Source organism: Polaromonas sp. C04 (genome assembly GCF_002002705.1).
Classification (GTDB): domain Bacteria; phylum Pseudomonadota; class Gammaproteobacteria; order Burkholderiales; family Burkholderiaceae_C; genus Rhodoferax_A.
This window is the reverse complement of sequence record NZ_MUNS01000041.1, coordinates 488,934-513,794: the sequence shown is the minus strand read 5'-3', so window position 1 is coordinate 513,794 and position 24,861 is coordinate 488,934. Positions and strand designations below refer to the sequence as shown.

General features: G+C 64.1%; 31 protein-coding genes. 9 read left to right on the top strand and 22 right to left on the bottom strand.

Going from position 1 to position 24,861, the window contains the following annotated elements; translation table 11 throughout:
* Positions 1 to 19 precede the first annotated feature (19 nt).
* A complete protein-coding gene (locus B0E49_RS18835; protein WP_077564103.1) occupies positions 20 to 985 on the bottom strand; it encodes an NAD(P)-dependent oxidoreductase in 966 nt (321 codons plus the stop codon).
* Positions 986 to 1,095: 110 nt separating this feature from the next.
* Between B0E49_RS18835 and galU the strand changes: the two genes are divergently transcribed.
* Positions 1,096 to 1,995, top strand: coding sequence for a UTP--glucose-1-phosphate uridylyltransferase GalU (galU, locus tag B0E49_RS18830; RefSeq protein ID WP_144264629.1), 900 nt, complete (start codon positions 1,096 to 1,098; stop codon positions 1,993 to 1,995).
* On the opposite strand, the gene B0E49_RS18825 is transcribed toward galU, so the two are convergent.
* From B0E49_RS18825 to B0E49_RS18800, 6 genes are read right to left on the bottom strand one after another with little or no spacing between them, the layout of a single operon-like run.
* Complete coding sequence (locus B0E49_RS18825; protein WP_077564101.1) at positions 1,996 to 2,223, bottom strand: sulfurtransferase TusA family protein; 228 nt, start codon at positions 2,221 to 2,223, stop codon at positions 1,996 to 1,998.
* Positions 2,224 to 2,267: 44 nt separating this feature from the next.
* Positions 2,268 to 2,873, bottom strand: a complete 606-nt coding sequence (locus B0E49_RS18820; RefSeq protein ID WP_077564100.1) for an SCO family protein — start codon at positions 2,871 to 2,873, stop codon at positions 2,268 to 2,270.
* A gap of 6 nt (positions 2,874 to 2,879) precedes the next feature.
* Positions 2,880 to 3,776, bottom strand: a complete 897-nt coding sequence (cyoE, locus tag B0E49_RS18815) for a heme o synthase (protein WP_077564099.1) — start codon at positions 3,774 to 3,776, stop codon at positions 2,880 to 2,882.
* Positions 3,773 to 4,981, bottom strand: coding sequence for a COX15/CtaA family protein (locus B0E49_RS18810; RefSeq protein WP_077564098.1), 1,209 nt, complete (start codon positions 4,979 to 4,981; stop codon positions 3,773 to 3,775). Before B0E49_RS18810 ends, cyoE begins: the two co-directional genes overlap by 4 nt.
* Before the next feature lie 22 nt (positions 4,982 to 5,003).
* Positions 5,004 to 5,738, bottom strand: a complete 735-nt coding sequence (locus B0E49_RS18805) for a redox-active disulfide-containing membrane protein (protein ID WP_077564097.1) — start codon at positions 5,736 to 5,738, stop codon at positions 5,004 to 5,006.
* Entirely contained in the window at positions 5,677 to 6,417 is a 741-nt protein-coding gene (locus tag B0E49_RS18800) for an SURF1 family protein (RefSeq protein ID WP_077564096.1), read from the bottom strand. The genes B0E49_RS18805 and B0E49_RS18800 overlap by 62 nt, the downstream gene beginning before the upstream one ends.
* Before the next feature lie 18 nt (positions 6,418 to 6,435).
* On the opposite strand from B0E49_RS18800, the gene B0E49_RS18795 reads away from it, so the two are divergent.
* On the top strand, positions 6,436 to 6,663 hold the full coding sequence (locus B0E49_RS18795) for a twin transmembrane helix small protein (protein WP_174571110.1): 228 nt from the start codon (positions 6,436 to 6,438) through the stop codon (positions 6,661 to 6,663).
* 61 nt (positions 6,664 to 6,724) lie between these two features.
* On the opposite strand, the gene B0E49_RS18790 is transcribed toward B0E49_RS18795, so the two are convergent.
* The 8 genes from B0E49_RS18790 to B0E49_RS18760 form a co-directional block, all read right to left on the bottom strand.
* Complete coding sequence (locus B0E49_RS18790; RefSeq protein ID WP_077564094.1) at positions 6,725 to 7,606, bottom strand: cytochrome c oxidase subunit 3; 882 nt, start codon at positions 7,604 to 7,606, stop codon at positions 6,725 to 6,727.
* Positions 7,607 to 7,659: 53 nt separating this feature from the next.
* Entirely contained in the window at positions 7,660 to 7,881 is a 222-nt protein-coding gene (locus tag B0E49_RS18785) for a DUF2970 domain-containing protein (protein WP_077564093.1), read from the bottom strand.
* Complete coding sequence (locus B0E49_RS18780) at positions 7,878 to 8,504, bottom strand: cytochrome c oxidase assembly protein (RefSeq protein ID WP_077564092.1); 627 nt, start codon at positions 8,502 to 8,504, stop codon at positions 7,878 to 7,880. The genes B0E49_RS18785 and B0E49_RS18780 overlap by 4 nt, the downstream gene beginning before the upstream one ends.
* Positions 8,505 to 8,522: 18 nt before the next feature.
* Positions 8,523 to 8,627 carry a cytochrome oxidase small assembly protein gene (locus B0E49_RS20765; RefSeq protein WP_210411658.1) on the bottom strand — a complete coding sequence of 35 codons (105 nt, stop codon included), beginning with the start codon at positions 8,625 to 8,627 and terminating at the stop codon, positions 8,523 to 8,525.
* Between the two features lie 10 nt (positions 8,628 to 8,637).
* Complete coding sequence (ctaD, locus tag B0E49_RS18775) at positions 8,638 to 10,266, bottom strand: cytochrome c oxidase subunit I (protein ID WP_077564091.1); 1,629 nt, start codon at positions 10,264 to 10,266, stop codon at positions 8,638 to 8,640.
* 43 nt (positions 10,267 to 10,309) lie between these two features.
* A complete protein-coding gene (gene coxB / locus B0E49_RS18770; RefSeq protein ID WP_077564217.1) occupies positions 10,310 to 11,488 on the bottom strand; it encodes a cytochrome c oxidase subunit II in 1,179 nt (392 codons plus the stop codon).
* A gap of 104 nt (positions 11,489 to 11,592) precedes the next feature.
* Positions 11,593 to 12,069 carry a DUF2244 domain-containing protein gene (locus tag B0E49_RS18765; protein WP_077564090.1) on the bottom strand — a complete coding sequence of 159 codons (477 nt, stop codon included), beginning with the start codon at positions 12,067 to 12,069 and terminating at the stop codon, positions 11,593 to 11,595.
* Positions 12,070 to 12,207: 138 nt separating this feature from the next.
* Entirely contained in the window at positions 12,208 to 13,122 is a 915-nt protein-coding gene (locus B0E49_RS18760; protein ID WP_077564089.1) for a methyltransferase domain-containing protein, read from the bottom strand.
* Positions 13,123 to 13,198: 76 nt separating this feature from the next.
* Between B0E49_RS18760 and B0E49_RS18755 the strand changes: the two genes are divergently transcribed.
* Together B0E49_RS18755 and B0E49_RS18750 are read left to right on the top strand one after the other, a co-directional pair.
* The gene (locus B0E49_RS18755) at positions 13,199 to 13,888 is read left to right on the top strand and encodes a ComF family protein (RefSeq protein WP_286138119.1); all 690 of its coding nucleotides are present in this window, start codon (positions 13,199 to 13,201) and stop codon (positions 13,886 to 13,888) included.
* Positions 13,889 to 14,089: 201 nt separating this feature from the next.
* Complete coding sequence (locus tag B0E49_RS18750) at positions 14,090 to 14,566, top strand: tRNA (cytidine(34)-2'-O)-methyltransferase (RefSeq protein WP_077564088.1); 477 nt, start codon at positions 14,090 to 14,092, stop codon at positions 14,564 to 14,566.
* A gap of 59 nt (positions 14,567 to 14,625) precedes the next feature.
* On the opposite strand, the gene B0E49_RS18745 is transcribed toward B0E49_RS18750, so the two are convergent.
* Positions 14,626 to 15,579, bottom strand: coding sequence for a LysR family transcriptional regulator (locus tag B0E49_RS18745; protein WP_077564087.1), 954 nt, complete (start codon positions 15,577 to 15,579; stop codon positions 14,626 to 14,628).
* Between the two features lie 221 nt (positions 15,580 to 15,800).
* On the opposite strand from B0E49_RS18745, the gene B0E49_RS18740 reads away from it, so the two are divergent.
* Positions 15,801 to 16,097: a hypothetical protein gene (locus tag B0E49_RS18740; RefSeq protein WP_077564086.1), complete on the top strand. Its 297-nt coding sequence runs from the start codon at positions 15,801 to 15,803 to the stop codon at positions 16,095 to 16,097.
* 112 nt (positions 16,098 to 16,209) lie between these two features.
* On the opposite strand, the gene B0E49_RS18735 is transcribed toward B0E49_RS18740, so the two are convergent.
* Positions 16,210 to 16,665 carry a MaoC family dehydratase gene (locus B0E49_RS18735; protein WP_077564085.1) on the bottom strand — a complete coding sequence of 152 codons (456 nt, stop codon included), beginning with the start codon at positions 16,663 to 16,665 and terminating at the stop codon, positions 16,210 to 16,212.
* Between the two features lie 114 nt (positions 16,666 to 16,779).
* On the opposite strand from B0E49_RS18735, the gene kefC reads away from it, so the two are divergent.
* Positions 16,780 to 18,627 carry a glutathione-regulated potassium-efflux system protein KefC gene (gene kefC, locus B0E49_RS18730; protein WP_077564084.1) on the top strand — a complete coding sequence of 616 codons (1,848 nt, stop codon included), beginning with the start codon at positions 16,780 to 16,782 and terminating at the stop codon, positions 18,625 to 18,627.
* Positions 18,628 to 18,720: 93 nt separating this feature from the next.
* On the opposite strand, the gene pcaF is transcribed toward kefC, so the two are convergent.
* Genes pcaF through B0E49_RS18715 form a run of 3 tightly spaced genes read right to left on the bottom strand, consistent with a single transcriptional unit; the run spans position 18,721 to position 21,348 of the window.
* Entirely contained in the window at positions 18,721 to 19,926 is a 1,206-nt protein-coding gene (pcaF, locus tag B0E49_RS18725; protein WP_077564083.1) for a 3-oxoadipyl-CoA thiolase, read from the bottom strand.
* 18 nt (positions 19,927 to 19,944) lie between these two features.
* A complete protein-coding gene (locus B0E49_RS18720; protein ID WP_077564082.1) occupies positions 19,945 to 20,589 on the bottom strand; it encodes a 3-oxoacid CoA-transferase subunit B in 645 nt (214 codons plus the stop codon).
* Positions 20,590 to 20,643: 54 nt separating this feature from the next.
* Positions 20,644 to 21,348 (bottom strand): 3-oxoacid CoA-transferase subunit A, encoded by a 705-nt coding sequence (locus B0E49_RS18715; RefSeq protein WP_077564081.1) that lies wholly within the window; start codon positions 21,346 to 21,348, stop codon positions 20,644 to 20,646.
* 130 nt (positions 21,349 to 21,478) lie between these two features.
* Here B0E49_RS18715 and B0E49_RS18710 point away from each other — a divergent pair, with 130 nt between their 5' ends.
* A complete protein-coding gene (locus B0E49_RS18710) occupies positions 21,479 to 22,282 on the top strand; it encodes an IclR family transcriptional regulator domain-containing protein (protein WP_077564080.1) in 804 nt (267 codons plus the stop codon).
* Between the two features lie 19 nt (positions 22,283 to 22,301).
* Here the strand turns inward: B0E49_RS18710 and B0E49_RS18705 are convergent, their stop codons facing one another.
* Entirely contained in the window at positions 22,302 to 22,523 is a 222-nt protein-coding gene (locus B0E49_RS18705; protein ID WP_077564079.1) for a hypothetical protein, read from the bottom strand.
* A 103-nt stretch (positions 22,524 to 22,626) separates the two neighbouring features.
* Here B0E49_RS18705 and B0E49_RS18700 point away from each other — a divergent pair, with 103 nt between their 5' ends.
* Positions 22,627 to 23,061, top strand: a complete 435-nt coding sequence (locus tag B0E49_RS18700) for a DUF1841 family protein (RefSeq protein ID WP_077564214.1) — start codon at positions 22,627 to 22,629, stop codon at positions 23,059 to 23,061.
* A gap of 181 nt (positions 23,062 to 23,242) precedes the next feature.
* Here the strand turns inward: B0E49_RS18700 and B0E49_RS18695 are convergent, their stop codons facing one another.
* A complete protein-coding gene (locus B0E49_RS18695; protein ID WP_077564078.1) occupies positions 23,243 to 23,914 on the bottom strand; it encodes a c-type cytochrome in 672 nt (223 codons plus the stop codon).
* A 102-nt stretch (positions 23,915 to 24,016) separates the two neighbouring features.
* Here B0E49_RS18695 and B0E49_RS18690 point away from each other — a divergent pair, with 102 nt between their 5' ends.
* Entirely contained in the window at positions 24,017 to 24,859 is an 843-nt protein-coding gene (locus B0E49_RS18690; protein ID WP_077564077.1) for an AAA family ATPase, read from the top strand.
* The last annotated feature ends 2 nt before the right edge of the window (positions 24,860 to 24,861 follow it).

Genomic DNA, 24,861 nt, shown 5'->3' with positions numbered 1-24,861 from the left:
CGCCGGTACGGCTGGCGGGCTAACGCGCCGCCACGCGCGCGCTGGCAGGCCCGGCCGGCGCCATGCCGGCGGCGGCGGGCGCCGCTTCATGGATGCGGTCCACCAGATACCAGTTGGCGCGCAGCCGCGACTCGCGCGTGTGCGCGGCCACGCAGGGCGTGACGATCAGGTTGTTCAGGCCGTGCAGCGGCGCGCCCTGCGCCACAAGACGGTAATCGACGCCATCGAGCAGGCAGGCATCGATGCGCCCGTCCCTCAAAGCACTGGCCAGCGCCTGCGGCTCGAACAGCGCCGAGCGGCTGATGCTGACCCAGGCCTGTCCGGGCTTGCAGTGCATCAGCGCGGCGTCATTGATGAAGCCGGCATAGCGCGAGGCATACAGCATTTGCAGCGAGACCGCATCGGCCTGCGCCATCAGCTCCGCCAGCCCGACCGGCTGGATGTGCAGGCGCTCCCAGATGGCGGCGCTGTGATGCAGCGCCGGCTCGTAACCGATCAGTTTGGCGCCCAGCGGCGCCAGCATGTGCGCCAGGGTGTGGGCGGCCGGTGTGAGGCCCAGGATACCGATCACGCTGTCGCCCAGCTCGCGGCCCAGGCGAATGTCGGGACGGCGACTGCCGCCCAGCGAGACGCCGAAGCCGCGGCGCAGCAGCATCAAAAGGCCGCCGAGAAGGTATTCGGCATGGGCCCGCACAGGGGCGCTGGCGGGCTGGATCACGCGGATGCCGCGCTCGTGGCAAGCCTCCAGATCCATGTTGTCGGTGCCATCGAACAGGCAGGCAATGACCTTGAGGCGGGGCGCGAAGCCCAGCAACTCGCGGGTGACGGCGACCTTGGGCGTCACCAGCAGGGCCTGCGTCTTGTACACGGCGCGGCGCAGCGCGCTCGGGTCGTCGGCGAGTTGCGGCTGGTAGCTCACAGTGTGGCGCGTCTCGAGCCATTGCCTGGCCTGCGGTATCAACGTCTCTAGAAGTAAGATGTCCAACGAGCCTGCCTTTGTCTCATTCGCATTTTTTGACGCCGCGCCAGGCGCTGCACATGGGGTACGGCATTCGCCGTGCTTCAATACTTTAACTACGAACGGTTTTCATGTCGATGCAAAAAATCACGCCCATCAGGAAAGCCGTCTTCCCTGTTGCCGGTCTGGGAACGCGGTTTCTGCCAGCCACCAAGGCCCAGCCCAAGGAAATGATGCCGGTGGTGGACAAGCCGCTGATCCAGTATGCCGTGGAAGAAGCCTATGCCGCAGGCATTCGCCACATGATCTTCGTGACGGGACGCAACAAGCGCGCCATCGAGGACCATTTCGACACCGCGTACGAATTGGAAAGCGAGCTGGAGGCCAGCCACAAGGACGAGCTGCTGGCCCTGGTGCGCTCCCTGCAGCCTGAAGATATGCACCTTTCCTATGTGCGCCAGCCGCGTTCGCTCGGACTGGGGCATGCGGTGCTGTGCGCCGAACACCTGGTCGGCAACGAGCCGTTTGCGGTGCTGCTGGCAGACGACCTGATGGTCGGGCCCGCGGGCGGGCCGCCCGTGCTGACCCAGATGGTGGACGCCTTCGGGCGTCTCGGTGGCTCGCTGCTCGCGGTGCAGGAAGTGCCGCTGGATCAGGTGCGCCGCTACGGCATCGTGGCGGGTGACCCGGTCGCCGGGCTCCACAACGAGCGCGTGCTGAAGGTCAGCAGCATGGTGGAGAAACCCAGCCCCGAGACCGCGCCGTCACGCATGGGTGTGGCCGGGCGCTACATTCTCACGCCCGGCGTTTTCGAGCAGATACGCAACCAGCCACGCGGTGTCGGCGGGGAAATCCAGCTCACCGACGGTATCGCGCGCCTGATGCAATCCGAGGCGGTGTACGCGCTGCAATACGAGGGCAAGCGCTACGACTGCGGCAGCAAGCAGGGGTTTCTGCAGGCCACCGTGGAGCTTGCACTCGAGCACCCCGAGGTGGGCGAGGACTTCCGCAGCTATCTGCAGGGCCTCCAGATTTGATCAGCGCCGGCGCAGGATGTGAATGAAGTCGGCGCCCACGGTCTGCTGCTCGACCAGCTCGTTGCCGGTCTGCTTGGCAAAGGCCTGAAAGTCCCGCACCGAGCCCGCATCGGTCGCCACCACCTTGAGCAGCTGGCCGCTGAGCATATCGGTCAGCGCCTTTTTGGCCTTCAGGATGGGCAGCGGACAGTTCAGGCCGCGGGTGTCGAGTTCTTTGTTAACTTGCATGGTTTGAAATCCTTGGGGTTGCCGCAATTTTAAGCAATTCGGGATCAGGCCCTGAGCAACAACTCGATGTCCGACACCAGCGCCTGCGTGCCGCTGCCGTAGCGGTAGTACAACCGCAGGTTGCCCTGCGGGTCGTACACGTAGCTGCCTGCCGAATGGTCCATGGTGTAGCTGGTGGGCGTCTTGCCATCGACCCTTTTGTAATACACCTTGTAGTCCTTCGCGACCTCGGCGAGCTTGTCGGGCGTGGGACGCAGCGCCAGAAAGCTCGGGTCGAAGTTGGTCATGTAGCCCTTGAGCACCTGCGGCGTATCGCGCTCGGGATCGACCGTGACGAACAGCACCTGCAGCTTGTCGCCGTCCTTGCCGAGCGCCTTCTTGACTTCGGCCAGCTCGGCCATGGTGGTCGGGCACACGTCGGGACACTGGGTGTAGCCGAAGAACAGGATCACCACCTTGCCCCTGAAATCCTTCAGGCTGCGCAGCTGGCCGTTCTGGTCGGTCAGCGAGAAGTCTTTGGCATAGTCGGCGCCCGTGATGTCGATGTTCCTGAACGCTGGCTTGTCCTTCGAGCATGCAGAAATAAGGCCTGCAGCCCCCACCAACAAAGCACTACCGGCTATCAATCTAATAGCGTTACGTTTATGCATGATCGATCAGAGTAGGTAGTGATCCACCAGCAGCGCCGCGAACAGCAGGCTCAGGTGAATCAGGGAAAACCGGAAGGTCTTGCGCGCCAGCGCGTCCGAGTAGTTACGCCAGAGCCGAAAGCCGTAGGTGCAAAAACCGGTGCACAAGATCACCGCGGCGGCAAGGTAAAGCCAGGAGCTCATGCCGTAGATGAACGGCATCAGGCAGCCGGCGAACAAAATCAGCGTGTACAAAAACACCTGCAGCCGGGTGAAGGCGTTGCCGTGCGTGACCGGCAGCATGGGCAGGCCGGACTTGCGGTAGTCGTCCACACGGTACAGCGCCAGCGCCCAGAAATGCGGCGGCGTCCACAGAAAAATGATCAGAAACAGGATCAGCGCCTCCGGCCCCACGTCGCCGCGCATGGCGGCCCAGCCCAGCAGCGGTGGCATCGCGCCCGAGGCCCCGCCGATGACGATGTTTTGCGGCGTGCGCGGCTTGAGGATCACGGTGTAGATCACCGCGTAACCGACAAATGTGGCGAAGGTCAGCCACATCGTCAGCGGATTGATCCACACATACAGCACCCACGAGCCCAGCGAGCACAGCACGGCCGAAAACAGCAGGGCCTGCCCGTCACCGAGTTCACCCTTGGCCGTGGGGCGCCACGCGGTGCGTTTCATCTTGGCGTCGATGTTGTGCTCGACCAGGCAATTGAATGCGGCGGCGGCCGCGGCCACCAGCCAGATGCCCACGCAGGCAATGAGGGCGCGCTGCACATCGGCGGCCGACGGCAGGCCGGGAACCGCCAGCAACATGCCGATCAATGCGCAAAACACGATGAGCTGAATCACGCGCGGCTTGGTCAGCGCGTAATACTGTTTGAAATGCGACATCGGGGTCGCGCTGGCCACGGTATTCATGCAGATAGCCTTGTTGAGGGAGAACGTTGGGACGCCGTGGCGAGATGATTGACGGCCGCGTCCGCCGCCGGGCGAGGCGCGCTGCGGCTGGCGAACCAGGACCACGTGAGCACCAGCACCAGCGCCGCCGCGCCACCCGTGTGCGACACCGCGGCCACCAGTGGCCAGCCCAGCACCACGTTGCTCAGGCCCGTGGCAAACTGGCACAGCGCCAGCGCGGCGATCCAGCGCGCCTGCGGACGCAGGGCGGTGGGGCGCAGGCGCCAGGCCAGCAAACCCAGGGCCAGGAACACGGCATAGGAAAACAGGCGATGCGTGAAGTGAATCGCGGTCAACGCGGAAAAATCAATGTGGCCGCCGTCCGGCGTCAGGCCCAGGCCGCGCCAGATCTGAAACCCCTGATGAAAATTCATGGCAGGCCACCAGCTGTTCTGGCACATGGGGAACTGGGTGCATGCGAGCACGGCATAGTTGGTGCTGACCCAGCCGCCCAGCGCAATCTGACAGGCGGTCAGCGCACAGGTCAGCCCGAGCAGCAGGCGCGTTGAGATGGGCAGCGCCGCGGCGGCGCCACCTTCCAGCGCCTGTGTCGCGCGCACCGCCTGCGCGCACAGCAAGGCCAGCAGCACCATGCCGCCCAGCAAATGCAGCGTCACGATGGCGGGGAACAGCTTCATGGTCACGGTGAGCGCGCCAAACGCGCCCTGCAGACAGACCCACAAGAGGGTCAGCGTGGGCCACCAGGGGTTGATGGTGGAACTTGCAGCGGAAGCGCCCGCGCGGGCAGCTCGGCGCCGCTGCACCCAGGCGGTAACGGTCAGCGTCAGGATGAGGACGCCGACGCCCGTGGCCAGGTAGCGGTGGATCATCTCGACCCAGGCCTTGCCGTGGGTCACCGGACCGGTGGGCATGGCGGTCTGCGCGGCCGTGATGGCCGCAGTGGCGCCGACCGGGCTGGCGTTGCCATAACAGCCCGGCCAGTCCGGGCAGCCCAGGCCGGAGTCCGTGAGCCGCGTGAACGCGCCAAACAGCACCAGGTCGAACGTGAGGAACAGGGTCAGCAGCGTCAAGGCCTGCAGCCAGCGCGCACTGGAGGATTGCCGGTTGCGCAGCCAGACCCACACCAGCGGCCCCAAGGCCGCCAGGATGCCCGCGAGCAGCAGTTGCGCCAGCGGTGACAGGTCGTACAGCGGTTGAGCAGCCATCGATATGCCTTGATCACGCGCCTCAGCGCGCGGCCTTGTCCCACGCCGCGGAGGCGCGCAGCAGCCGGTCCAGGTCGCCCTTGGCCTTGCCGGCGTTGGCAATTTCCAGATGCGCCGGAAACCGCATCATGAGATTGCCCATCGGGTCGACGACATACAAATGCTCACGCAGGTCATGCCCGGCGGCCGGCGGCAACCATTGCGACAGCGTCGCTGCGGGAACACGCAGCACGGTCGCGTCCGCCAGGGCCGGGAGCAGGGCGGCAGGCACTGGCGCGTCGTCGGCCACCAGCCAGACCCAGTCCACACGGTCCATGTTCCTGCCCAGGCTCACGCGCATCTGGTGCTGCAGGTACAGCCGCTGCTGGCAGTCGGCGTTACACGCAGCATCGGCCACACTCAGCAGCAGCCACTGACCCTCGAGCGAGCGCAGCGGCACGCTCTGGCCGGCCAGTGTGCGGGCGGTTACCGCAGGTATCGGGCGCTGCGGCTCGATCAGCGCACCGAAGTTGACCCGGCCTTGGGGGCGGATCACGTAGTAGGTGAAGTAGGAAGCGATCACCGGCGCCGCGCACACGAGCATGACGGCCATCATTTGCCAGCGGCCGCGCCTGGTGCGCTGTGCATCGGTCGGCATCGACTCCTGTGGCGTCGGCATCGAGTGCACGGTCAGCCCCAGCGGCTGGTCATGGGACTCAGACCGGGGGGCGCCGGCGAGTGGGGGCGATAAAGCGTCGGACAATTTGGAACCAGACATAAAGAATTGCAATCAGGGCGCTCAGGGAAAACCATTGAAATGCGTAACCGTAGTTGGTTTCAACCCCCGAATTGACCGGCGGCCAGTTACGCTGCAAACCCTCGCTCGGGGCACCGGTCTGCAGTACCGTGACGTCCAGCAGCCGCAGGCCGGTCTCAATACGAAACTGCGGCAGATCCAGATTTTGCCGTATGACACCCGTATCGGCACCCTTGAACTCGAAAAGCTTGGAAGGCGGCGGGGCAATCCGGCCGCTCACCTGCACCGTGCCGGCCGGTGTATCAATCCGGGGCAGCGCGGTGCGGTCGAGGAAGTTGCGCATGGCCCAGCCCCGCTGCACCAGAATCACCGCCTCGCTGTGCTCCAGCCGCAAGGGCGTGATCACAAAAAAGCCGGCTTTTTCATCCATCTCCCGGTTGTCGAGGAATACCGTGCGCTGCGCCAGCCAGGTACCGCGCAGTGTGACCGGCCGGTACAACTCGGATGCTATATTTTGCGTAGCAAGAAGCTCCCGTGTATCAATGGTTTCGCGTATTTTTCCTTGGTGAATTTGTCTCTGCAGCGCCTCCTTCTGGGCCGCCCTGGACAATTGCCAGCGGCCGAGCGACAGCGTGACGCCGATGCCGATCAGCGCGCACAGGCTCAACAGCCAGAACCGCAACAGCGAAGAGCGTGCCATCACAGGATAATGGGCTCCATGAAATACCTTGTCATCCTCGCATTCGTCGCCATTCTTGGCAGCCTGGGCTCCGCATTATTTTTCATGATGCGCGGGGGAACGGCGCAAGACGATAAACGCCGGGGCCGCAACATGGCGCGCGCACTGGCGTTTCGCATCGGGTTTTCCATCCTGCTGTTCCTGTGCATTTTGCTTGCCTGGAAGCTCGGGTACATCCAGCCCACCGGCATTGCTCCCGGCCAATAATTGACCAACCCCCCAGCAAAGCAGAAAAGCGCCTCACGGCGCTTTTTTCGACTGGCGCGCGTTACAGCCAGTACACCAGCGTGTACAGACCGAGCCAGACCACGTCAACGAAGTGCCAGTACCAGGCCGCTCCTTCGAAGCCGAAGTGCCGCTCCGCAGTGAAATGGCCTTTCATCAAACGCAAGGTAATGAACAGCAGCATCAGCATTCCCACGAACACATGGAAGCCGTGGAAACCCGTGAGCATGAAAAAGGTCGACCCATAGACACCGGACGTGAGCTTGAGGTTCATCTCGGTATAGGCATGAAAGTACTCGTAGCCTTGCACGCACAGGAAGGTTGCCCCCAGCAGCACGGTGACCCACATGAACGCAATGGTGCGTCCGCGATGGCCGGCGCGCAGCGCATGGTGGGCGATGGTCACCGTGACGGCCGACGATAGCAGCAGCGCGGTATTGATGGTCGGCAGCCAGAAGGGCGTCATGGTGGCAAAGGGTGCGACGAGGTTCGCCGGAGACGCCGTGGTGCCCGCCGCCATGCTGGGCCAGACCGCCTTGAAGTCGGGCCACAACAGGGCATTTTCCACATTGCCCAGCGCCGGCACCGAGTGCGCGCGCGCCCACCACAGGGCGGTAAAGAAAGCGCCGAAGAACATCACTTCCGAGAAAATGAACCAGCTCATGCTCCAGCGGAAAGACAAGTCCACCTTGTGGCCATAACTGCCGCCTTCGCTCTCATGGACGGCATCGTGGAACCACTGGTACAGCACGCCCAGCCACCACAGAATGCCGAAAATGAACAGGTACATCCCCCAAGTATGAGCATTGAGCCACTGACTGCCCCCCAGGATCACAAAGAACAGGCCAAGCGCGGCCATGGCCGGATGACGCGAAGGCGCTGGCACAAAGTAATAAGGGGCCGTGCTGGTGGGTGTTGAACTCATGTCTGCTCCTGAATCTCTCGAGTTTTCTTTGGACTTTAAATGATCGGGCCGGACTACTTGAGCACGACCCATTTGATGATGCTGATCAGCACGATGACAAAGATCGCGACCGCCCCGATCGCCACCGCAACGATGTGAAAGGGGTTGGCTCTGGCCAGGTCTTCCTGGTAGCCGCTTTTCTTGCGGATGCCCAGGAACGCCCAGCCGATGGTTTTGACGCTGTGCCAGAACGAGCCCTTGCGCGGCGCAGCAGGCTTGACGACAGGGGCGCTCATGAGTTCTTCGGCCTCACATCAACCTGCCCGGCGGCATCGGCGGAATCTGCCGGAGGCGGGGGCGTTTTTGCGCCCACCTCGAAAAACGTGTAGGACAAGGTGATGGTGGTCACGTCTTTCGACAGCTTGGGGTCGATCACGAAGACCACCGGCCAGTCCTTCTTTTCGCCCGCATTCAGGGTCCACTGGCTGAAGCAGAAACACTCAATCTTGTTGAAGTACGCGGCGGCCTGGCGCGGCGCATAACTCGGAATGGCCTGCGCCGACATGCGCCGGTCCTGCGTGTTCTGGAACTCGTACATCACGGTGGTCAGCACGCCCGGGTGCACCTGCATCGAACGCTCGGCCGGCTTGAACGACCATGGTCCGCGCGCATTCGCATCGAACTCCACGGTAATGGTGCGGCTCAGGTCGGCCTGGCTGTTCGATAGCGCCCTGGCACCCTTGCCGCCGGCATTCAGGGGCGTGGGCACATCATTTTCGCCGCGTGCCAGGATATTGACGCCCGTGGCCTCGCAGATGGCCTTGTACAAGGGCACCAGCGCAAAGCCAAAGCCGAACATCACCGCAGTGACGACGGCCAGTTTGGCCATCATCTTGAGGTTTTCACGTCGAATGCTCATGGCGGGTGGCGCGCTACGTCAGAAATAGGCGGTCTTGACGAGCAAGCCGACAAAAAACGCCAAAGCGACCGTCGCCAGGATCAGCCCCAGGCGCAGGTTGTTTTTCTTTTGCTCAGGCGTCATGGCTCGTCACTCAACCGATGATGCGGGTCGCCGTCGCATCGAGCTTGGGCGGTGTCTCGAAGGTGTGGAACGGGGCGGGAGAGGGAATTTCCCACTCGAGGCCTTCGGCGCCTTCCCACGGATTTTGCGGCGCTTTTTCGCCTTTGCCGCGCATGGTCGGCAATACGATGAAGAAGAAGAAATACACCTGTGCGACACCGAAGAAGAGCGCGCCGATGGAAACCACCATGTTGAAGTCGGCAAACTGCATCGGGTAGTCCGCATAGCGGCGCGGCATGCCCGCCAGCCCCAGGAAGTGCATCGGGAAGAACGCGATGTTGAACGAGATCAGCGACCACCAGAAGTGAATCTTGCCGCGCGTTTCGTTGTACATCACGCCGGTCCACTTGGGGCACCAGTAGTAGTAGCCGGCGAACATGGCGAACAGGGCGGCCGCCACCAGGACGTAGTGGAAATGGGCCACCACATAGTAAGTGCCATGCAGCTGCAGGTCGACCGGTGCCAGCGCCAGAATCAGGCCGCTGAAGCCCCCGAGGACGAACACGAAAATGAATCCCACGGCGAACAGCATGGGGGTCTCGAAAGTCATCGAGCCGCGCCACATGGTGGCGGTCCAGTTGAATACCTTGACCGCCGTGGGCACCGCGATGAGCATGGTGGCGTACATGAAGAACAACTGACCCGTGACCGGCATGCCCGTGGCAAACATGTGGTGCGCCCAGACGATGAAGCTCAAGATCGCGATCGACGCAATGGCGTACACCATCGAGGCGTAGCCAAACAGCTTCTTGCGCGCGAACGCCGGTATCACCATGCTGATGATGCCGAAGGCCGGCAGGATCATGATGTAAACCTCGGGGTGGCCGAAGAACCAGAAGATATGCTGGTACATGATCGGGTCGCCGCCGTTGGCCGAATTAAAGAAGCTGGTGCCGAAGTGGCGGTCCATCAGCGTCATGGTGACCGCTCCGGCCAACACCGGCATCACGGCAACCAGCAGATAGGCGGTGATCAGCCAGGCCCAGCAGAACATCGGCAACTTCATGAGTGTCATGCCCGGCGCGCGCATGTTCAGGATGGTCACGATGATGTTGATCGAACCCATGATGGACGAGGCGCCCATCAGGTGTATCGCCAAAATGGTGGAGTCCATGGACATGCCCATCTGCAGCGACAGCGGGGCATACATCGTCCAGCCCGTCGACGGCGCACCGCCAGGCATGAAGAACCCCCCTACCAACATCACGGCCGCCGGCACCAACAGCCAGAAGCTGAAGTTGTTCATGCGCGCAAACGCCATGTCGGAGGCACCGATTTCCAGCGGCACCATCCAGTTCGCAAAACCCACGAAGGCCGGCATGATGGCGCCGAAAATCATGATCAGGCCATGCATGGTGGTGAGCTGGTTGAAAAACTCGGGGGTGACGAATTGCAGGCCCGGTTCGAACAACTCGGCGCGGATCACCATGGCCATCGCGCCACCCACCAATAGCATGGTGGAAGCAAACAGCAGGTACATCGTGCCGATGTCCTTGTGATTGGTCGCAAAGACCCAGCGGCGCCAGCCCGTCGGGATATGAGCGTGGTGGTCGTCAAGCGTATGGTCGCCGTGTCCGTGATTGTCAAGAACTGCACTCATCGGGATTTCCTTCTCAATACTTCTTCAATGATTTCCGGCGACTTCAGCTACGGTCGGCCTTGACGTCCGTCGGCTGCACCACCTGCCCGGTCTTGTTCGACCAGTGGTTCTTGGTATACGTGATCACGGCGGCGATATCGGTGTCGCTGAGCGCCTTCCACGAAGGCATGGCGCCATTCAGGCGGCCTTCCAGCACCGTCTTGATCTGGGCGTTTTTATCGGCGTCGAGCACCACGGGCGAGCCGTCCAGCGGCTTGATCGGCCCCGCACCCTTGCCGTTGGCCTGGTGGCAGGCCGCGCAGTTGGCGGTATACACCTTTTCACCCCGGCTCACGAGATCGGCCAGCGTCCAGACCTTGTTCGGATCGTCCGCCGCTGCGGCCATCTTCTTTTTCTCGCCATCGACCCATTTGGAATAATCCTGCGCGCTCACGACTTTGACCTGGATCGGCATGTAGGCGTGTTCCTTGCCGCACAATTCGGTGCATTCGCCGTAGTAGGTGCCGACTTTGTTGGCCCGGAACCAGGTGTCGCGGACAAAACCAGGGATGGCATCCTGCTTGATGCCGAAAGCCGGCACCGAGAACGAGTGAATCACGTCATTCGCCGTGGTGATGATGCGGATCTTCTTGTCGACCGGCACCACCAGCGGGTTGTCCACGTCGAGCAGGTAGTTGTCCGGTATTACGCCCTTGGCGCCATTGCTCGACATCTCGCGGTGCGTCGGATTCAGCGTGGAGAGAAACCCAATGCCCTCGCCTTCCCCGTTGAGGTAGTCATACCCCCACTTCCACTGGTACCCGGTGGCCTTGACGGTCAGATCCGCATTGGTGGTGTCTTTTTCCGCCACGATCACCTTGGTCGCCGGCAGCGCTACCAGGATGAGGATGACGAACGGGATGATCGTCCAGGCCATTTCGACCGTGACCGACTCGTGGAAACTGGCAGCCTTGTGTCCCACGGACTTGCGGTGCTTCCAGATGGAATAGAACATGACGCCGAACACGCCCACGAAGACCACGGCGCACACGATCATCAAGCCGTCATGGAGCCAGCGCTGTTCTTCGGCAATGCTGGTGACCGCGGGCTGCAGGTTCAACTCCCACAGTGACGGGCCGCCCGGGAGATCTTTGGCCGCATAAGCCGCCGTGCTGGCCCAGGCTGCCAGCCAGAGGCCGGGGATTCGAAGGCCTGAAGCCAACTTGCTGAAAATGTTTTTGATCATGTTCACTTCTTCATTGCCTCAATTAAACCAATCTTGTTTTCTCTTGCCCCGACGCCCTGTCTGCGGCGCCTGTCCAGCCTGCGGGCTCCAGCGGACCCGCTTCAGGCACCACGCAACGCCATCCTGATCTCGCGCGCCAGCGCCGGACGCAATTCGGGGCGCACGTAGCGCCCCACCTGAACCGTCCGCCCCTGACCCGACACCTCGATCAACGACCTGTCACCGGTGCGGGGCTCGACCCGCACCCACTCGCGATTGAACTCCGCGCGCTCCAGCTTGCCGGCACTCTCCAGTTCAACCACCAGTTGCGCACCCTGCAGCGAGATCTTCTCGCCATCGGTGGCATGACGGGCGTAAACCCAAAAGGAAACCCCCACCACCAGCAACTCGACCCAGGCAAACGGCATGACCAGCGTGGCGCCCTGGAACCAGAACACCGCACCGATACCCAGCGACACCACGCACAACGACAGGTACACCCAAGCCAGCTGGGCCGGGGACACCGAGCAGTTGCGTTTCAGGAACCAGTGGATGTTCTGGCCCTGAATCGTCGCGAAGCGAAACACCAAGTTTGACACGCGCCAAGTCCATCTGCCTGCCGCCTCGCCAGATACCGCCAGCGCAGCAGGAAATCCGGGGACATTCCCTTAAAAATCAACTCGCGACGATTGTAGCCGACACACTTGTAACCCTTGCGTCGGTAGAGCGCGCTGCGGTCAAGCCTGGGCCGCCTTTTTGCGCTGGCGCAGCGCCGCGCGCATTTCATCGAGCGAGAGGGAGGTTTCCGGCCGGATCGTCAGGCGCGGCGCCGGCTTGAGGGCATGGCCGTAGATGATCTCGAAGGTCAGCGCCAGCCGGCCCTCGTGCTGCGGATCGGCCAGCCGTGCAGCCATCTCGCGCTCCAGCTGTTGCTGCCAGCGCCGTCCCCGCAGCGCCGCAAAACGCTGTGGATGCAGGTTGCGGCCGAGTTCGCGCAAGTCCTGCAACAGCCGCGCCGGGGTTTCGTAGGTGAGTGTGATGCGCTCCATGTCCATCACCGGCTCGGCAAAGCCGGCATGCACCAGCATGTCGCCCCAGTCGTGCATATCGGTGAACTCATGGCCCGCGGGGGGCCAGCCCAGCGCCTGGTACAGGCCGCGCAGTTCGCGCAGGGTGTCCGGCCCGAGGCAGGAAAACATCAGGAACCCGTCGGTTGCCAGCGCGCGATGCCACTGCGCGATCAGCGCCTCGGGTGCGCAAACGTCGTGCAGCGCCATATTGGCCCAGAGCATTTGCACACTGGCATCTAGCGGCATCTCGAAGCGGGTCGGCGCGGCCGCCCAGCCGGCGGGATTCCACCACGGTTTTACTATTGATTTCATAGCTACCTGCGCCCGCCGTTCCTGGGCTTCAACCACAAAACATTCAGCACCCGGATAGCGGCGGGCGAGCAGCGCGTGCGCCTGCAAGCCGCCGCGCACCGGCGCCCAGTGCGCCCACCGGGTGGGCTGCAGCTTGATCCACTGCAGGCGGTCTTCCATGCGGCTCGCCACCTCTTCGTGCAGCCAGGGCGACAGCGCGGGGGCGGCCCTGGCCCAGCGCGCGGCGGCTGGCGGGTCGATCGTGGGGGGGCGTGATTGTTCTTGAGACATGGCGGCGTGGGCGCCGCGCAGGCGGCAGCGTCGCGAGTATATTGATTCGATGTTTCGCGATTTGTTCACCAGGGCAATGACCACACTGCCGAGCCAGTGCATGGTGTGCCGCGCCTGGCCCGCGCAGCCGGTGTGCGAAGCCTGCGTGGTGCGATTCGCCCAGCCGGTGCCGCGTTGCCCCACCTGTGCGCTGCCCGTGCCGCCGTACCGCGATGGGCCACCGCGTCAATGCGGCGCATGCCTCAAATCGCCACCCCCGCTGGATGCCTGCCTCGCCGCCGTTTCCTACGCTTATCCTTGGTCGGACTGCATCACAAGCTATAAATTCAATAGCAACCCTGGCTTGTCGGCGGTGCTTGCCACGCTCTTGCGCAGCGCACCCTGGGTGGAGCCCGCGCTGGAAGGCTGCGATCTGCTGCTGCCCATGCCGCTGTCGAGGCAGCGCCTGCGCGAGCGCGGCTTCAATCAGGCGCTGGCGCTCGCGCGCGAGCTCGCGCCGGGCAAAACCGATGGCGCGCTGCTGCTGCGCATTCGCGATACGCCGTCGCAACGCCCGCTGGGGCGCGCCGAGCGCCAGCGCAACGTCGCGGGGGCGTTCGCGCTGGAGCCGCTGCGCGCTGCGCGCGTGCACGGCCAAAGGGTGGTGCTGGTCGATGACGTGATGACCAGCGGCGCCTCGCTGTTCGCCGCAGCGCACGCCCTGCGCCAGGCCGGTGCCGCCCACATCACGGCGCTGGTGGTCGCCCGCACTGATGACCCGGGCTGAAGGTGGCCCCCACGCTTGTCGCTTCGCGTACTGCGCTGGGCTCGCATAGCGTCCGTGCGCGCAGCTGTACAGCGCAGCGAGCCCATGCCGGGCCTACGCTATGCACGTGCCGAGGCATCACGCTTCGGCCCGGCCCCCGAGGGGGCTGGCCTTGCTCGGGGCGGCCCGTCGCGGCGGCCGGCGGCGGCTTAACATCACCGCATGTTTCACATCGTCCTGGTCGAGCCCGAAATTCCGCCCAACACCGGCAACATCATCCGGCTGGCGGCCAATACCGGCTGCAGCCTGCACCTGGTCGAGCCGCTGGGGTTTTCGATGGACGACAAGCTGCTGCGGCGCGCCGGACTGGACTACCACGAGTACGCGCAGGTGCGCCGGCACGCCGACTGGGCCAGCTTCGTGGCCGCAGAACAGCCGGCGCCCGGGCGCATGTTCGCGCTGACCACGCACGCCACGCGCAGCCCCTACGACGTGGCTTTCGCGTCCGGCGACTGGCTGGTGTTCGGCTCGGAAACACGGGGCCTGACGCCGACATTGCGTGCATCCTTCGCCCCGGCGCAGTGCCTGCGACTGCCCATGCGGGTCGGCCAGCGCAGCCTGAACCTGTCGAATGCCGTGGCGGTGACGGTGTTCGAGGCCTGGCGACAAAACCGCTTCGCGATGGCCGCCGGGGGTTGACGGCGGCGGGCGGGCACCAGCCGCCCCATACTGCCGTCGCCACATCCCGGCCGCCTATGTCACGGCGGCGCCGAGTCGCCTGACTCCACGGGCCCCGTCTGCTCGGCCTGCGCGGCCTTCAGGCGCGTCTGCTCGATCAGGAACTCCATGAAGGCCCGGGCGCGGGCCGGCACGTACTTGCGGCTGGGTAGCGCCGCGTACAGGGTGAAGCGCCCGGTAATCCAGGGCGCCAGCACGCGCTTGAGATGGCCGTCGCGCAGGTAGTTGGCCACCAGGTCCAGCGGCTGCGCGCTGATGCCCGCCCCGTCCAGCATCGCGCGCAGCAAGGTGTCGGTGTGATTCGCCACCAGCGCCGGCGTGACCTCGACGCTCACCTCCCGGTCGGCCTCCTGCGGGTTGATCAGACGCCATGTGTGCTGCCGCGCGCCCGTCTGGCGCAGCCGCAGGCAGGCGTGCTGCTGCAGGTCTTCGGGCTGGCGCGGTGTTCCGGCATGACGCAAATAAGCGGCCGAGGCGCACAGCAGACCTTCGGAGACGATCACCGGCCGCGCCACCACGTTGGCGTCGTAATGCGCGCCCGCGCCCAGGATCGTCAGATCGAACTCCTCGATCGGCGGCATCGCGACCGAATCCACCGTGATGTCCAGCACCACCTTCGGGTAGCGGCGGCGGAACTCGGTCACCAGTGGCGCCAGGATGTACACGGCCATCACCGGCTGGGTGTGAATGCGCAGCAACCCCGCCATCTCGCCGGTTTGCTCACGCGCGGATGCCTCGGCCTCGTCCACCGCACTCAGGATGCTGCGCACCCGCGTGAGGTAGGACTGCCCGGCGTCCGTGAGCGAGAGCTTGCGCGTGGTGCGCTGCAGCAGCCGGGTGCCCAGGTGCTGCTCCAGATCGGTGATCAAGCGGGTCACGGCGGCCGCAGACAGGTCCAGCGAGCGTGCCGCCGCGGCGAAACCCTCCTGATCAACCACCTGCTGGAACACCCGCATCGATAGAAGTCGGTCCATATATGCCCCCGAAAGCTTGCTTCAAGGCACCTATTATTCCAGTTTTAACAATTGTTAATTAACAACTATGCTATTTTTTGACGTCAGTACTTACCCTATAGTTCACCCATCGATGAGCCGGAACCCCAATAGGCGACTCACCGAGGCTGGACGAGACGGGACAAATCGAATAGAGCCCGCCCTGCCCGGAAATGTCTAACTACTGTCAAAGGAAATTCATCATGAATGCCACCAAGATTTTCGCCGCTACCGCTTTTGCCGCCTTGGCCAGCATGGGCGCTCATGCCGGCAGCGCCGACTTCGACCTGCAAAACCGCAGCACGTTCAACTCCACGCGCCCCGTGGCGGAAGTCAAGGCCGAGGCCGTGCAAGCGGCCCACAGCGCCCAATTCGAACCGGCTGGCTCGCGTGTGGCTGCCCTGGTGAATTCGGGCGTTGACCGCGCCACGGTGCGCAATGAGACGGCTATCGCGCTGCGCGCCGGCCAGATCGCCCACGGCGAAGCCAGCATCATGTAAGCCGGTGGCTGCCAGCGCGCCCTGACGGGTGCGCCAGCACCAAAGCCCGCAGCGGGAAACCGCTGCGGGCTTTTTCTTTCCGGCTACCGGCAACCAGACCTGCGTTGGCGGTTCAGGGATAGCGCCGCGACAGCGACTCGGCCACGCACACCGGCTTGGCGTGCCCCTCGCGCTCGATCGCCACCTCCCAGGTCATCTGGATGCCGTCGTTGTCGATCGGCGTGCACGCCAGCAACTTCATGCGCGCGCGCAAGCGGCTGCCGACCGGCACCGGCGCCATGAAGCGCACCTTGTTGAGCCCGTAGTTCACGCCCATGCGCGACTGCACGACCTCGAACGAGGACTCGAAAAACCTCGGCAGCAGCGACAGCGTCAAAAACCCGTGCGCAATCGGCCCGCCGAACGGGCCCGCCCTGGCTTTTTCCACGTCCACATGAATCCACTGGTGGTCGCCGGTGGCCTCGGCGAACAGGTTGACCTGCTGCTGCGTGATGGTGATCCAGTCGCTGACCGCGACCTCCTGGCCCACCAGGGACGCCAGTTCGGAAAGGGTTTGGAAGGTTTTCATGGCGCCACTGTAAGGGCTGGGGCGTGCCCGCGATGTCCAGCCCGTGACACGCCGGGGCGGGCAGTGGCTTAATCCGCAGTCATAGCGCCCATCCCAACAAAACCGGAACACCCCATGGAACACGCGCCCGCCTGGCTCACCAACAGCTTCATCTACCTGGCCGCCGCCGTCATCGTGGTGCCGCTGTCGCGGGCGCTTGGCCTGGGCGCCATCATCGGTTACCTGGTCGCGGGCATTGCCATCGGTCCCTGGGGACTGGGGCTGGTGACGAATGTGCAGGACATCCTGGGCTTTGCCCAATTCGGCGTGGTGCTGATGCTGTTCCTGGTCGGGCTGGAACTCGAACCGGATCGCCTGTGGAGCCTGCGCCGCCCAATCTTCGGCTGGGGCAGCGCCCAGGTGCTGATTTGTGCGCTGGCCATCGGCGCCACGGCCGTGGCCTTCGGCGTACGCTGGCAGACGGCCGTGGTGATCGGGCTGGGACTGGCGCTGTCCAGCACGGCGATTGCGCTGCAGGTGATGGGCGAGCGCAACCTGCTGCGCACCACCAGCGGGCAGGCCGGTTTCTCCATCCTGCTATTTCAGGACGTGGCTGCCATCCCGATCCTGGCGCTGCTGCCGCTGCTCGCCGTGGTAACGGAGCCGAACGAGGCTGTGGTCGCGACTCATCGTGCTCTGGAAGCTATCAAAATAGTAACAGTTATCGGCGGCATCATCCTCGGCGGCCGGCTGCTGCTGCGCCCGCTCTTGCGCTGGATCGCACGCAGCGAGACGCCCGAGATTTTTACTGCAGCCTCGCTGCTGCTGGTCGTCGGCATCGCGGCCCTGATGCAGTTCGTCGGCCTGTCCATGGCGCTGGGCGCCTTTCTGGCCGGCGTGCTGCTGGCCGAGAGCGAGTACCGGCGCGAACTCGAAACCGACCTCGAACCATTCAAGGGCCTGCTGCTCGGGCTGTTCTTCATGGCGGTGGGCATGAGCATCGACTTTGGCGTGCTCATCAGATCGCCAGACTTGATGGCGGCCATCCTGTTCGGCTTTCTGGCGCTCAAGCTGGTCGTGATTTATGCGCTGGCGCACGCCATGGACGTGCCGTTCCAGGAGCGCCCGGTGTTCACGCTCCTTCTGGCGCAGGGCGGCGAGTTTGCCTTTGTCGTGTTCCAGGCCGCGGCCGGCGCGAACGTGTTTCCACCCGAGACGGCGTCGCTCCTGATCGGCGCCGTGGCGCTGTCGATGCTGATCAGCCCGCTATTGCTGGTGGCTGTCGACAAATGGCTGCTGCCGCGCTACGCGAACTGCAATGTGCCGGTGCTGGAAGAAATCTCGGAGCCGCAGAACGCGCCCATCATCATCGCGGGCTTCGGCCGCTACGGGCAGATCGTCGGGCGCGTGCTGGCCGCCGAAGGCATCCCCGCCACCGTGCTGGACCACGATGCCGAGATGATCGAGGCGGCGCGCGCGTTCGGCTCCAAGGTGTTCTACGGCGACGCGACCCGGCTCGACCTGCTGCGCACCGCCGGCGCGGCCCAGGCGAAGATTTTCGTGCTGGCGGTCGATGGCGTGGAGCAGTCGCTGGAAATCGTCGATCTGGTGCACGAACACTTCCCGCATCTGGAGCTGGTGGCCAGGGCCAGAGACGTCACGCACTGGAACCAGTTGCGCGACCGCGGCGTGATGCGGGTCGAGCGCGAGCTGTTCGAGTCCAGCCTGCGCAGCGCGCGCACCGTGCTGGAGCTGCTGGGCCAGACTTCAGAGGCGGCGCGCCAGAGCGCCCGGCGTTTTCGCCAGCACAACCTGGCGCTGTTCGAAGAGATGCACCCGTACTACAAGGACCGCGCCAAGCTGATCGCGGTGGTCAAGCGCGGGCGCCAGCAGTTCGAGGAACAGCTGGCCGCGGAGCGCGAGCAGCAGGCACAGCGCGAGCAACAGGCGCAGCGTGAGGTGCAAGGGGTGGCTGGCAGTTGAAGAATTCAAACCAAATCACACTGCAGCCCATACGCCACCTTGGCTTATTGCTCCTGAATTAAGAGCAACGCCAATCTCTCGTTGCGCGTCGGCTCAGACCCGCTCCAGGATCACCGCAATGCCCTGCCCCACGCCGATGCACATGGTGCACAGCGCGTAGCGGCCACCGCTCTTGACCAGCTGGTTGACGGCCGTGGTCGCCAGGCGCGCCCCGGAGGCGCCGAGCGGATGGCCCAGCGCAATGGCGCCGCCGTTCGGGTTGACGCGCGGGTCGTCGTCGGGCACGCCGAGCTGGCGCAGCACCGCCAGGCCCTGCGCGGCGAAGGCTTCGTTGAGTTCGATCACGTCCATCTGCGCGATGGTCAGGCCGCTCAAGGCCAGCACCTTTTGCGAGGCCGGCGCGGGGCCCATGCCCATGATGCGCGGGGCCACGCCGGCCGTGGCCATGCCGACCACGCGGGCCTTGGGCGTGAGGCCATATTTGGCGGCGCCGGCCTCGTCGGCCAGCAGCAGCGCGCAGGCGCCGTCGTTGACGCCGCTGGCGTTGCCCGCGGTGATGGTGCCGTCGGCACGCACGATGGGTTTGAGTTTGGCCAGCACCTCCATCGAGGTGTCACGCGGGTGCTCGTCGCGGCTCACCACGACCGGGTCGCCCTTTTTCTGGGCTATGGTTACGGGGGTGATCTCGGCGTCGAAATAGCCCGACTTTTGCGCCGCCACGGCCTTGAGCTGCGAGGCCAGCGCCATCTTGTCCTGGTCCTGGCGGCTGATCTTGTAATCGGTGGCGACGTTCTCCGCCGTCTCGGGCATCGAGTCCACGCCGTATTGCGCCTTCATCAGCTTGTTGACGAAGCGCCAGCCGATGGTCGTGTCGTACACCGCGTTGGCGCGGCTGAAGGCGCTCTCGGCTTTGGGCATGACGAAGGGCGCGCGGCTCATGCTCTCGACGCCGCCGGCAATCATCAGCGAAGCCTCGCCCGCCTTGATGGCGCGCGCCGCGCTGCCCAGCGCGTCGAGCCCGGAGCCGCACAGGCGGTTGATGGTGGCGCCCGGCAGCTCGATCGGCAAGCCGGCCAGCAGGCTGGCCATGCGCGCCACGTTGCGGTTGTCTTCACCGGCCTGATTCGCGCAGCCATAGAGGACATCAGTGACGGCCTGCCAGTCCACCGTCGGGTTACGCGCCATCAGCGCCTTCAAGGGAATCGCGCCGAGGTCATCGGTGCGCACGCTGCAGAGGGCGCCGCCGTAGCGGCCAAAGGGGGTGCGGATGGCGTCGCAGATGAAGGCCTGGTTTGACATGGGGATCTCCTGGTTGGGTTAGGGCTGGATGGAAAGGCCGACCAGCTTTTCGAGCTCGGTGTGCGCCAGGCCTTCGACTTTATCAATCAGTTTGAGGCCCTGCGGCGTGCAGGCCAGCGTGGCGAGTTCGGAGTAAATCCGTTTCACGCAGGCGATGCCGGTCAGCGGATAGGTGCAGGTTTTGACGATCTTGCTCTCGCCCTTTTTGGTGAGCAGGTCCATCATGACCCAGGTCTGGCGCGCGCCAATCGCCAGGTCCATCGCGCCGCCGACGGCGGGGATGGCGTCGGGCGCGCCGGTGTGCCAGTTCGCCAGGTCGCCCGTGGCGCTGACCTGGAACGCGCCCAGCACGCAGATGTCCAGATGGCCGCCGCGCATCATGGCAAAGCTGTCGGCATGGTGGAAGAACGCGCCGCCGGGCAGCAGCGTGACCGGCTGCTTGCCGGCGTTGATCAGGTCGTAGTCTTCCTCACCTGCGGCTGGCGCCGGGCCCATGCCGAGAATGCCGTTCTCGCTGTGCAGGATGACCTCGCGGCTGGCGGGGATGTGGTTGGCCACCAGCGTCGGCATGCCGATGCCGAGATTCACCGTGGCGCCTTCGTCAATGTCTTGCGCCACGCGCGCGGCGAGCTGGTCTTTGCTGCGTTTTTGATAGCTACTCATGCGGATTCTCTTTGGGCTACAGGCCGATTTGATTCATATATGGATGGAGGATGTTCACGCCACGGCCTGCTTGAAGCCGCCGGCCTGCGTCGCGACGCGGTCGATCTTCACGATCTGGTGCACGAAGATGCCGGGCGTCACGATATGCTCCGGATTCAACTCGCCCAGCTCGACAATCTCGTGCACCGTGGCCACGGTTTTCTTCGCGGCGGTCGCCATCACCGGGCCGAAATTGCGCGCGGCCTTGCGGTAGGTCAGGTTGCCCCAGCGGTCGCCGCGTTCGGCCTTGATCAGGGCCACATCGCCGTAGATAGGCAGCTCCAGCACGTAGTGCTTGCCGTTGATCTCGCGGGTTTCCTTGCCCTTGGCGAGCTCGGTGCCGTAGCCCGTGGGCGTGAAGAAGGCGCCGATGCCCGCGCCCGCCGCGCGGATGCGCTCGGCCAGGTTGCCCTGCGGCACCAGTTCGAGTTCGAGTTTGCCACTGCGGTACAGCGCGTCGAACACATACGAGTCGGCCTGGCGCGGAAAGCTGCAGATGACCTTGCGCACGCGGCCCGCCTTGAGCAGCGCCGCCAGCCCGACGTCGGCATTGCCGGCGTTGTTGTTGACCACGGTCAGATCCTTCGCGCCCTGCGCGATCAGGCCGTTGATGAGTTCATCGGGAATGCCGGCCGTGCCGAAGCCGCCAATCATGACGGTGGCGCCGTCTTGCACATCCGCCAGCGCGTCGGCCACAGAGGCAGCAATCTTGTTGATCAAGAAAAATCTCCAAAACAGGGAATAAGGGTGGCCGGTCTGACCCGCTTCGCCAATCTGGCGAGAGGGCTCATTATTTGTTCATAATAAGAACAAGTGTTCGTATAATGAATTCTAGGAGATTTACACGAGCATGGCAACCACTCAATCCGCCGCCGCGAAAACACCGCAGCCCGGCGACAGCTATGTGCAGTCGTTCGCGCGCGGGCTGGAGGTGATCCGCTCGTTCAGCGCGCAGGCGCCGCAGCAGACGCTGACCGAGGTCGCCGCGCGCAGCGGGCTCACGCGCGCCGGGGCGCGGCGCATCTTGCTCACGCTTTTGACCCTGGGTTATGTGGAGACCGACGGCAAATATTTCAGCCTGACGCCGCGCATTCTCGACCTCGGCTTTGCTTACCTGTCGTCGATGCCGATCTGGAACCTGGCCGAGCCGGTGATGGAAGGCCTGGTGGAGCAGATCAAGGAGTCCAGCTCTGCCGCCGTGCTGGAAAGCACCGACATCGTGTATGTGCTGCGCGTATCGACGCACAAGATCATGAGCATTTCGCTCGGCGTGGGCTCGCGCCTGCCGGCCTATTGCACCTCTATGGGGCGCATGCTGCTGGCCGATGCGCCACAGGCGCAGGTGCGCAAGATTCTGGCCGCCTCGAAGATCCAGCCACTGACCCGGCACACGCTGACCGACATCGACGACGTGCTGGCGCAAATCGACCAGGCGCGCCGGCAGGGCTGGTGTCTGGTGAACCAGGAGCTCGAAGAGGGATTGATCTCCATCGCGGCGCCCATCACCAACCAGGCCGGCCGCACGGTCGCGGCGCTGAACATCAGCGGTCAGGCGAACCGGACCTCTGCGCGCGTGATGCAGGACAGCATGCGCCCGGCCCTGCTGGAAGCGGCCCAGGCGATCTCGCGCCTGCTCAGCAGCCGGCGCGCCTGAACGTCCAGGCCGCCGGGGGTCAGGGCTTGCGCGCGCCCAGCACCAGCACGATGGCGCCGAGCGCAATCGCGCCCAGGCTCAGCCACTTGGGAATATCGACGGTCTTTTGCTCCTTGACCGTCAGCTGCAAGGGGCCGAGCTTGGCCGCCGTGGTGTCCTGGTTGTAGCTGAAGCCGCCCCACAGAAGACCCGCGACACCTGCCACGATCAAGACGATACCTGCGATACGCGCCACGTTCATTTGAAGCTCCTCGTTTTGTTGTTGGGGTAGCTGGCAAGGGTAACCGCAAACCCGCGCGTCATGGCGCCGGCCGCCGGGCCTTCGTGCGTGATACGCTTTGCCCATGTTCAGCCCGTCCCAAGCCGATGTCCGCCGTTTCTTTTGCTCGGTTTATGCCAAAGCCCTGCAGGGACATGCACTGGAAGCTATTGAAATCATAGCAAGCCAGTGGATCGACGAGCATCCCGAGTACCATGCCGACCTGGCCGATGCCGATGCCGCGCTGGAGAAAACCTACGACGTGGAAGGCGGCAAGAGCAACCCGTTCCTGCATTTGTCGATGCACCTGTCGATCAGCGAGCAGTGCTCCATCGACCAGCCGCGCGGCATCCGCCAGGCGGTGGAGCTGCTCAGCCGGCGGCGCCAGTCTCTGCACGACGCGCACCACGAGGCCATGGAATGCCTGGGCCGGATGATGTGGGAGAGCCAGCGTTCGGGCCGCCCCCCCGATGGCGCGGCCTATATCGACTGCGTGCAGCGGCGCGCGACCCGGGATTAGTCCGGCCCCCATCCCCGCCTTCCCCCAGAGGGTGAAGGGGCAAGAGCAAGACCGCGCGGCACTTGAGAGAACCGCCGGACCTGACTCCCTCCCCTTTTGGGGGGAAGGGCAGGAGCGGGGGTCAACGATGACCCGTAAAAAAGCCCGCTACTGCGGGCTTTTTTCTGACGGCGGGACGCGGCTACTTGATGAATCTGGATTCCGACACCGTCTTGATGTCGCCGTCGAGGGAGCCCACGTATTCCGCCACCGCCTTGAGGTCGGCATCGGAAAACTGCTTGGCAATGCCTGCCATGATGGCGTTGGCGCGGCCGAAGTGGGGGTTGTTGTTGCCCTCCTTGTACTCCTTCAGGGCCACGTACAGGTAGCTGGCATGCTGTCCGGCGAGCTGCGGGTAGGTCGGATCGATGGGCTTGGCAAAATTGGCGCCATGGCAGGCAATGCAATTGGCCTTGGCCAGGATAGCCGCCACTTTCGGGCTGGGTTCAATGCTGGGTTTGTCGGGCAGTGTGGCGCCGGCCACCACACCCAGCGTGCTGTAGTAAGCCGCCACATCGGCGATGTCCTGGTCACTCAGCGACGCTGCGATGGCGCGCATGCTGGGAAATTTGCGGTCGCCTTTTTTGTACTGATTCAAGGCGGACACGATGTACTGGGCACCCTGCCCTGCGATCTTCGGAACCTGATAGACCTCGGGGAAGCTGGTCTTGTAGCCCGCAATGCCATGGCAGCCAACGCACATGGCCACCTTTTTCGAGCCGGCCACGGCATCGCCCTTGATTTCCTGGGCAGAGGCAGTGGCGGTCACGCAAGCGACAGCAAGGGCAAATACGGCGGTCAACAACTTGTTCATTTTTCGCGCACAATCCAGTAAGAATTCGGGCCTGTAATCAGCGAACGATTATATGCGGCACAAGCTCCACCCCCATTCAACACCTTCGCCCCGGCACACCCCATGAAGTTTCAAGGCTCCCAAAACTACGTCGCCACCCAGGACCTGATGCTGGCCGTCAACGCGTCCATCACCCTCAAGCGCCCGCTGCTCGTGAAGGGCGAACCCGGCACCGGCAAGACCATGCTGGCCGAAGAAGTGGCGCAGGCCCTGAACATGCCGCTGCTGCAGTGGCACATCAAATCCACGACCAAGGCGCAACAGGGCCTGTACGAGTACGACGCGGTCAGTCGGCTGCGCGACTCGCAGCTCGGCGACGAGAAGGTCAAGGACATCCACAACTACATCGTTCGGGGCGTGTTGTGGCAGGCCTTCACGGCGGATGAGCCGGTGGCGCTGTTGATCGACGAAATCGACAAGGCCGACATCGAGTTCCCGAACGACCTGCTGCGCGAGATCGACCGCATGGAGTTCTATTGCTACGAGACGCGCGAACTGGTGCGCGCGAAAAACCGCCCGCTGGTGTTCATCACCTCGAACAACGAGAAGGAGTTGCCCGATGCGTTCCTGCGCCGCTGCTTCTTCCACTACATCAAGTTCCCCGACGCCGACACCATGAAGCTGATCGTGGACGTGCACTTCCCCGGCCTCAAGAAAGAGCTGCTCACGGCCGCCATGAAAACCTTCTACGACGTGCGCAACCTGCCGGGCCTGAAGAAAAAACCTTCGACCAGCGAGCTGCTCGACTGGCTCAAGCTGCTGGTGGCCGAGGACATTCCGCTCGAAGCCCTGCAAAGCAAGGAAGACAAGGTGGCGGTGCCCCCGCTGGTGGGCGCGCTGCTCAAGAACGAGCAGGACGTGACCCTGTTCGAGAAACTGGTGTTCATGCAGCGGCACAACCGCTGAGC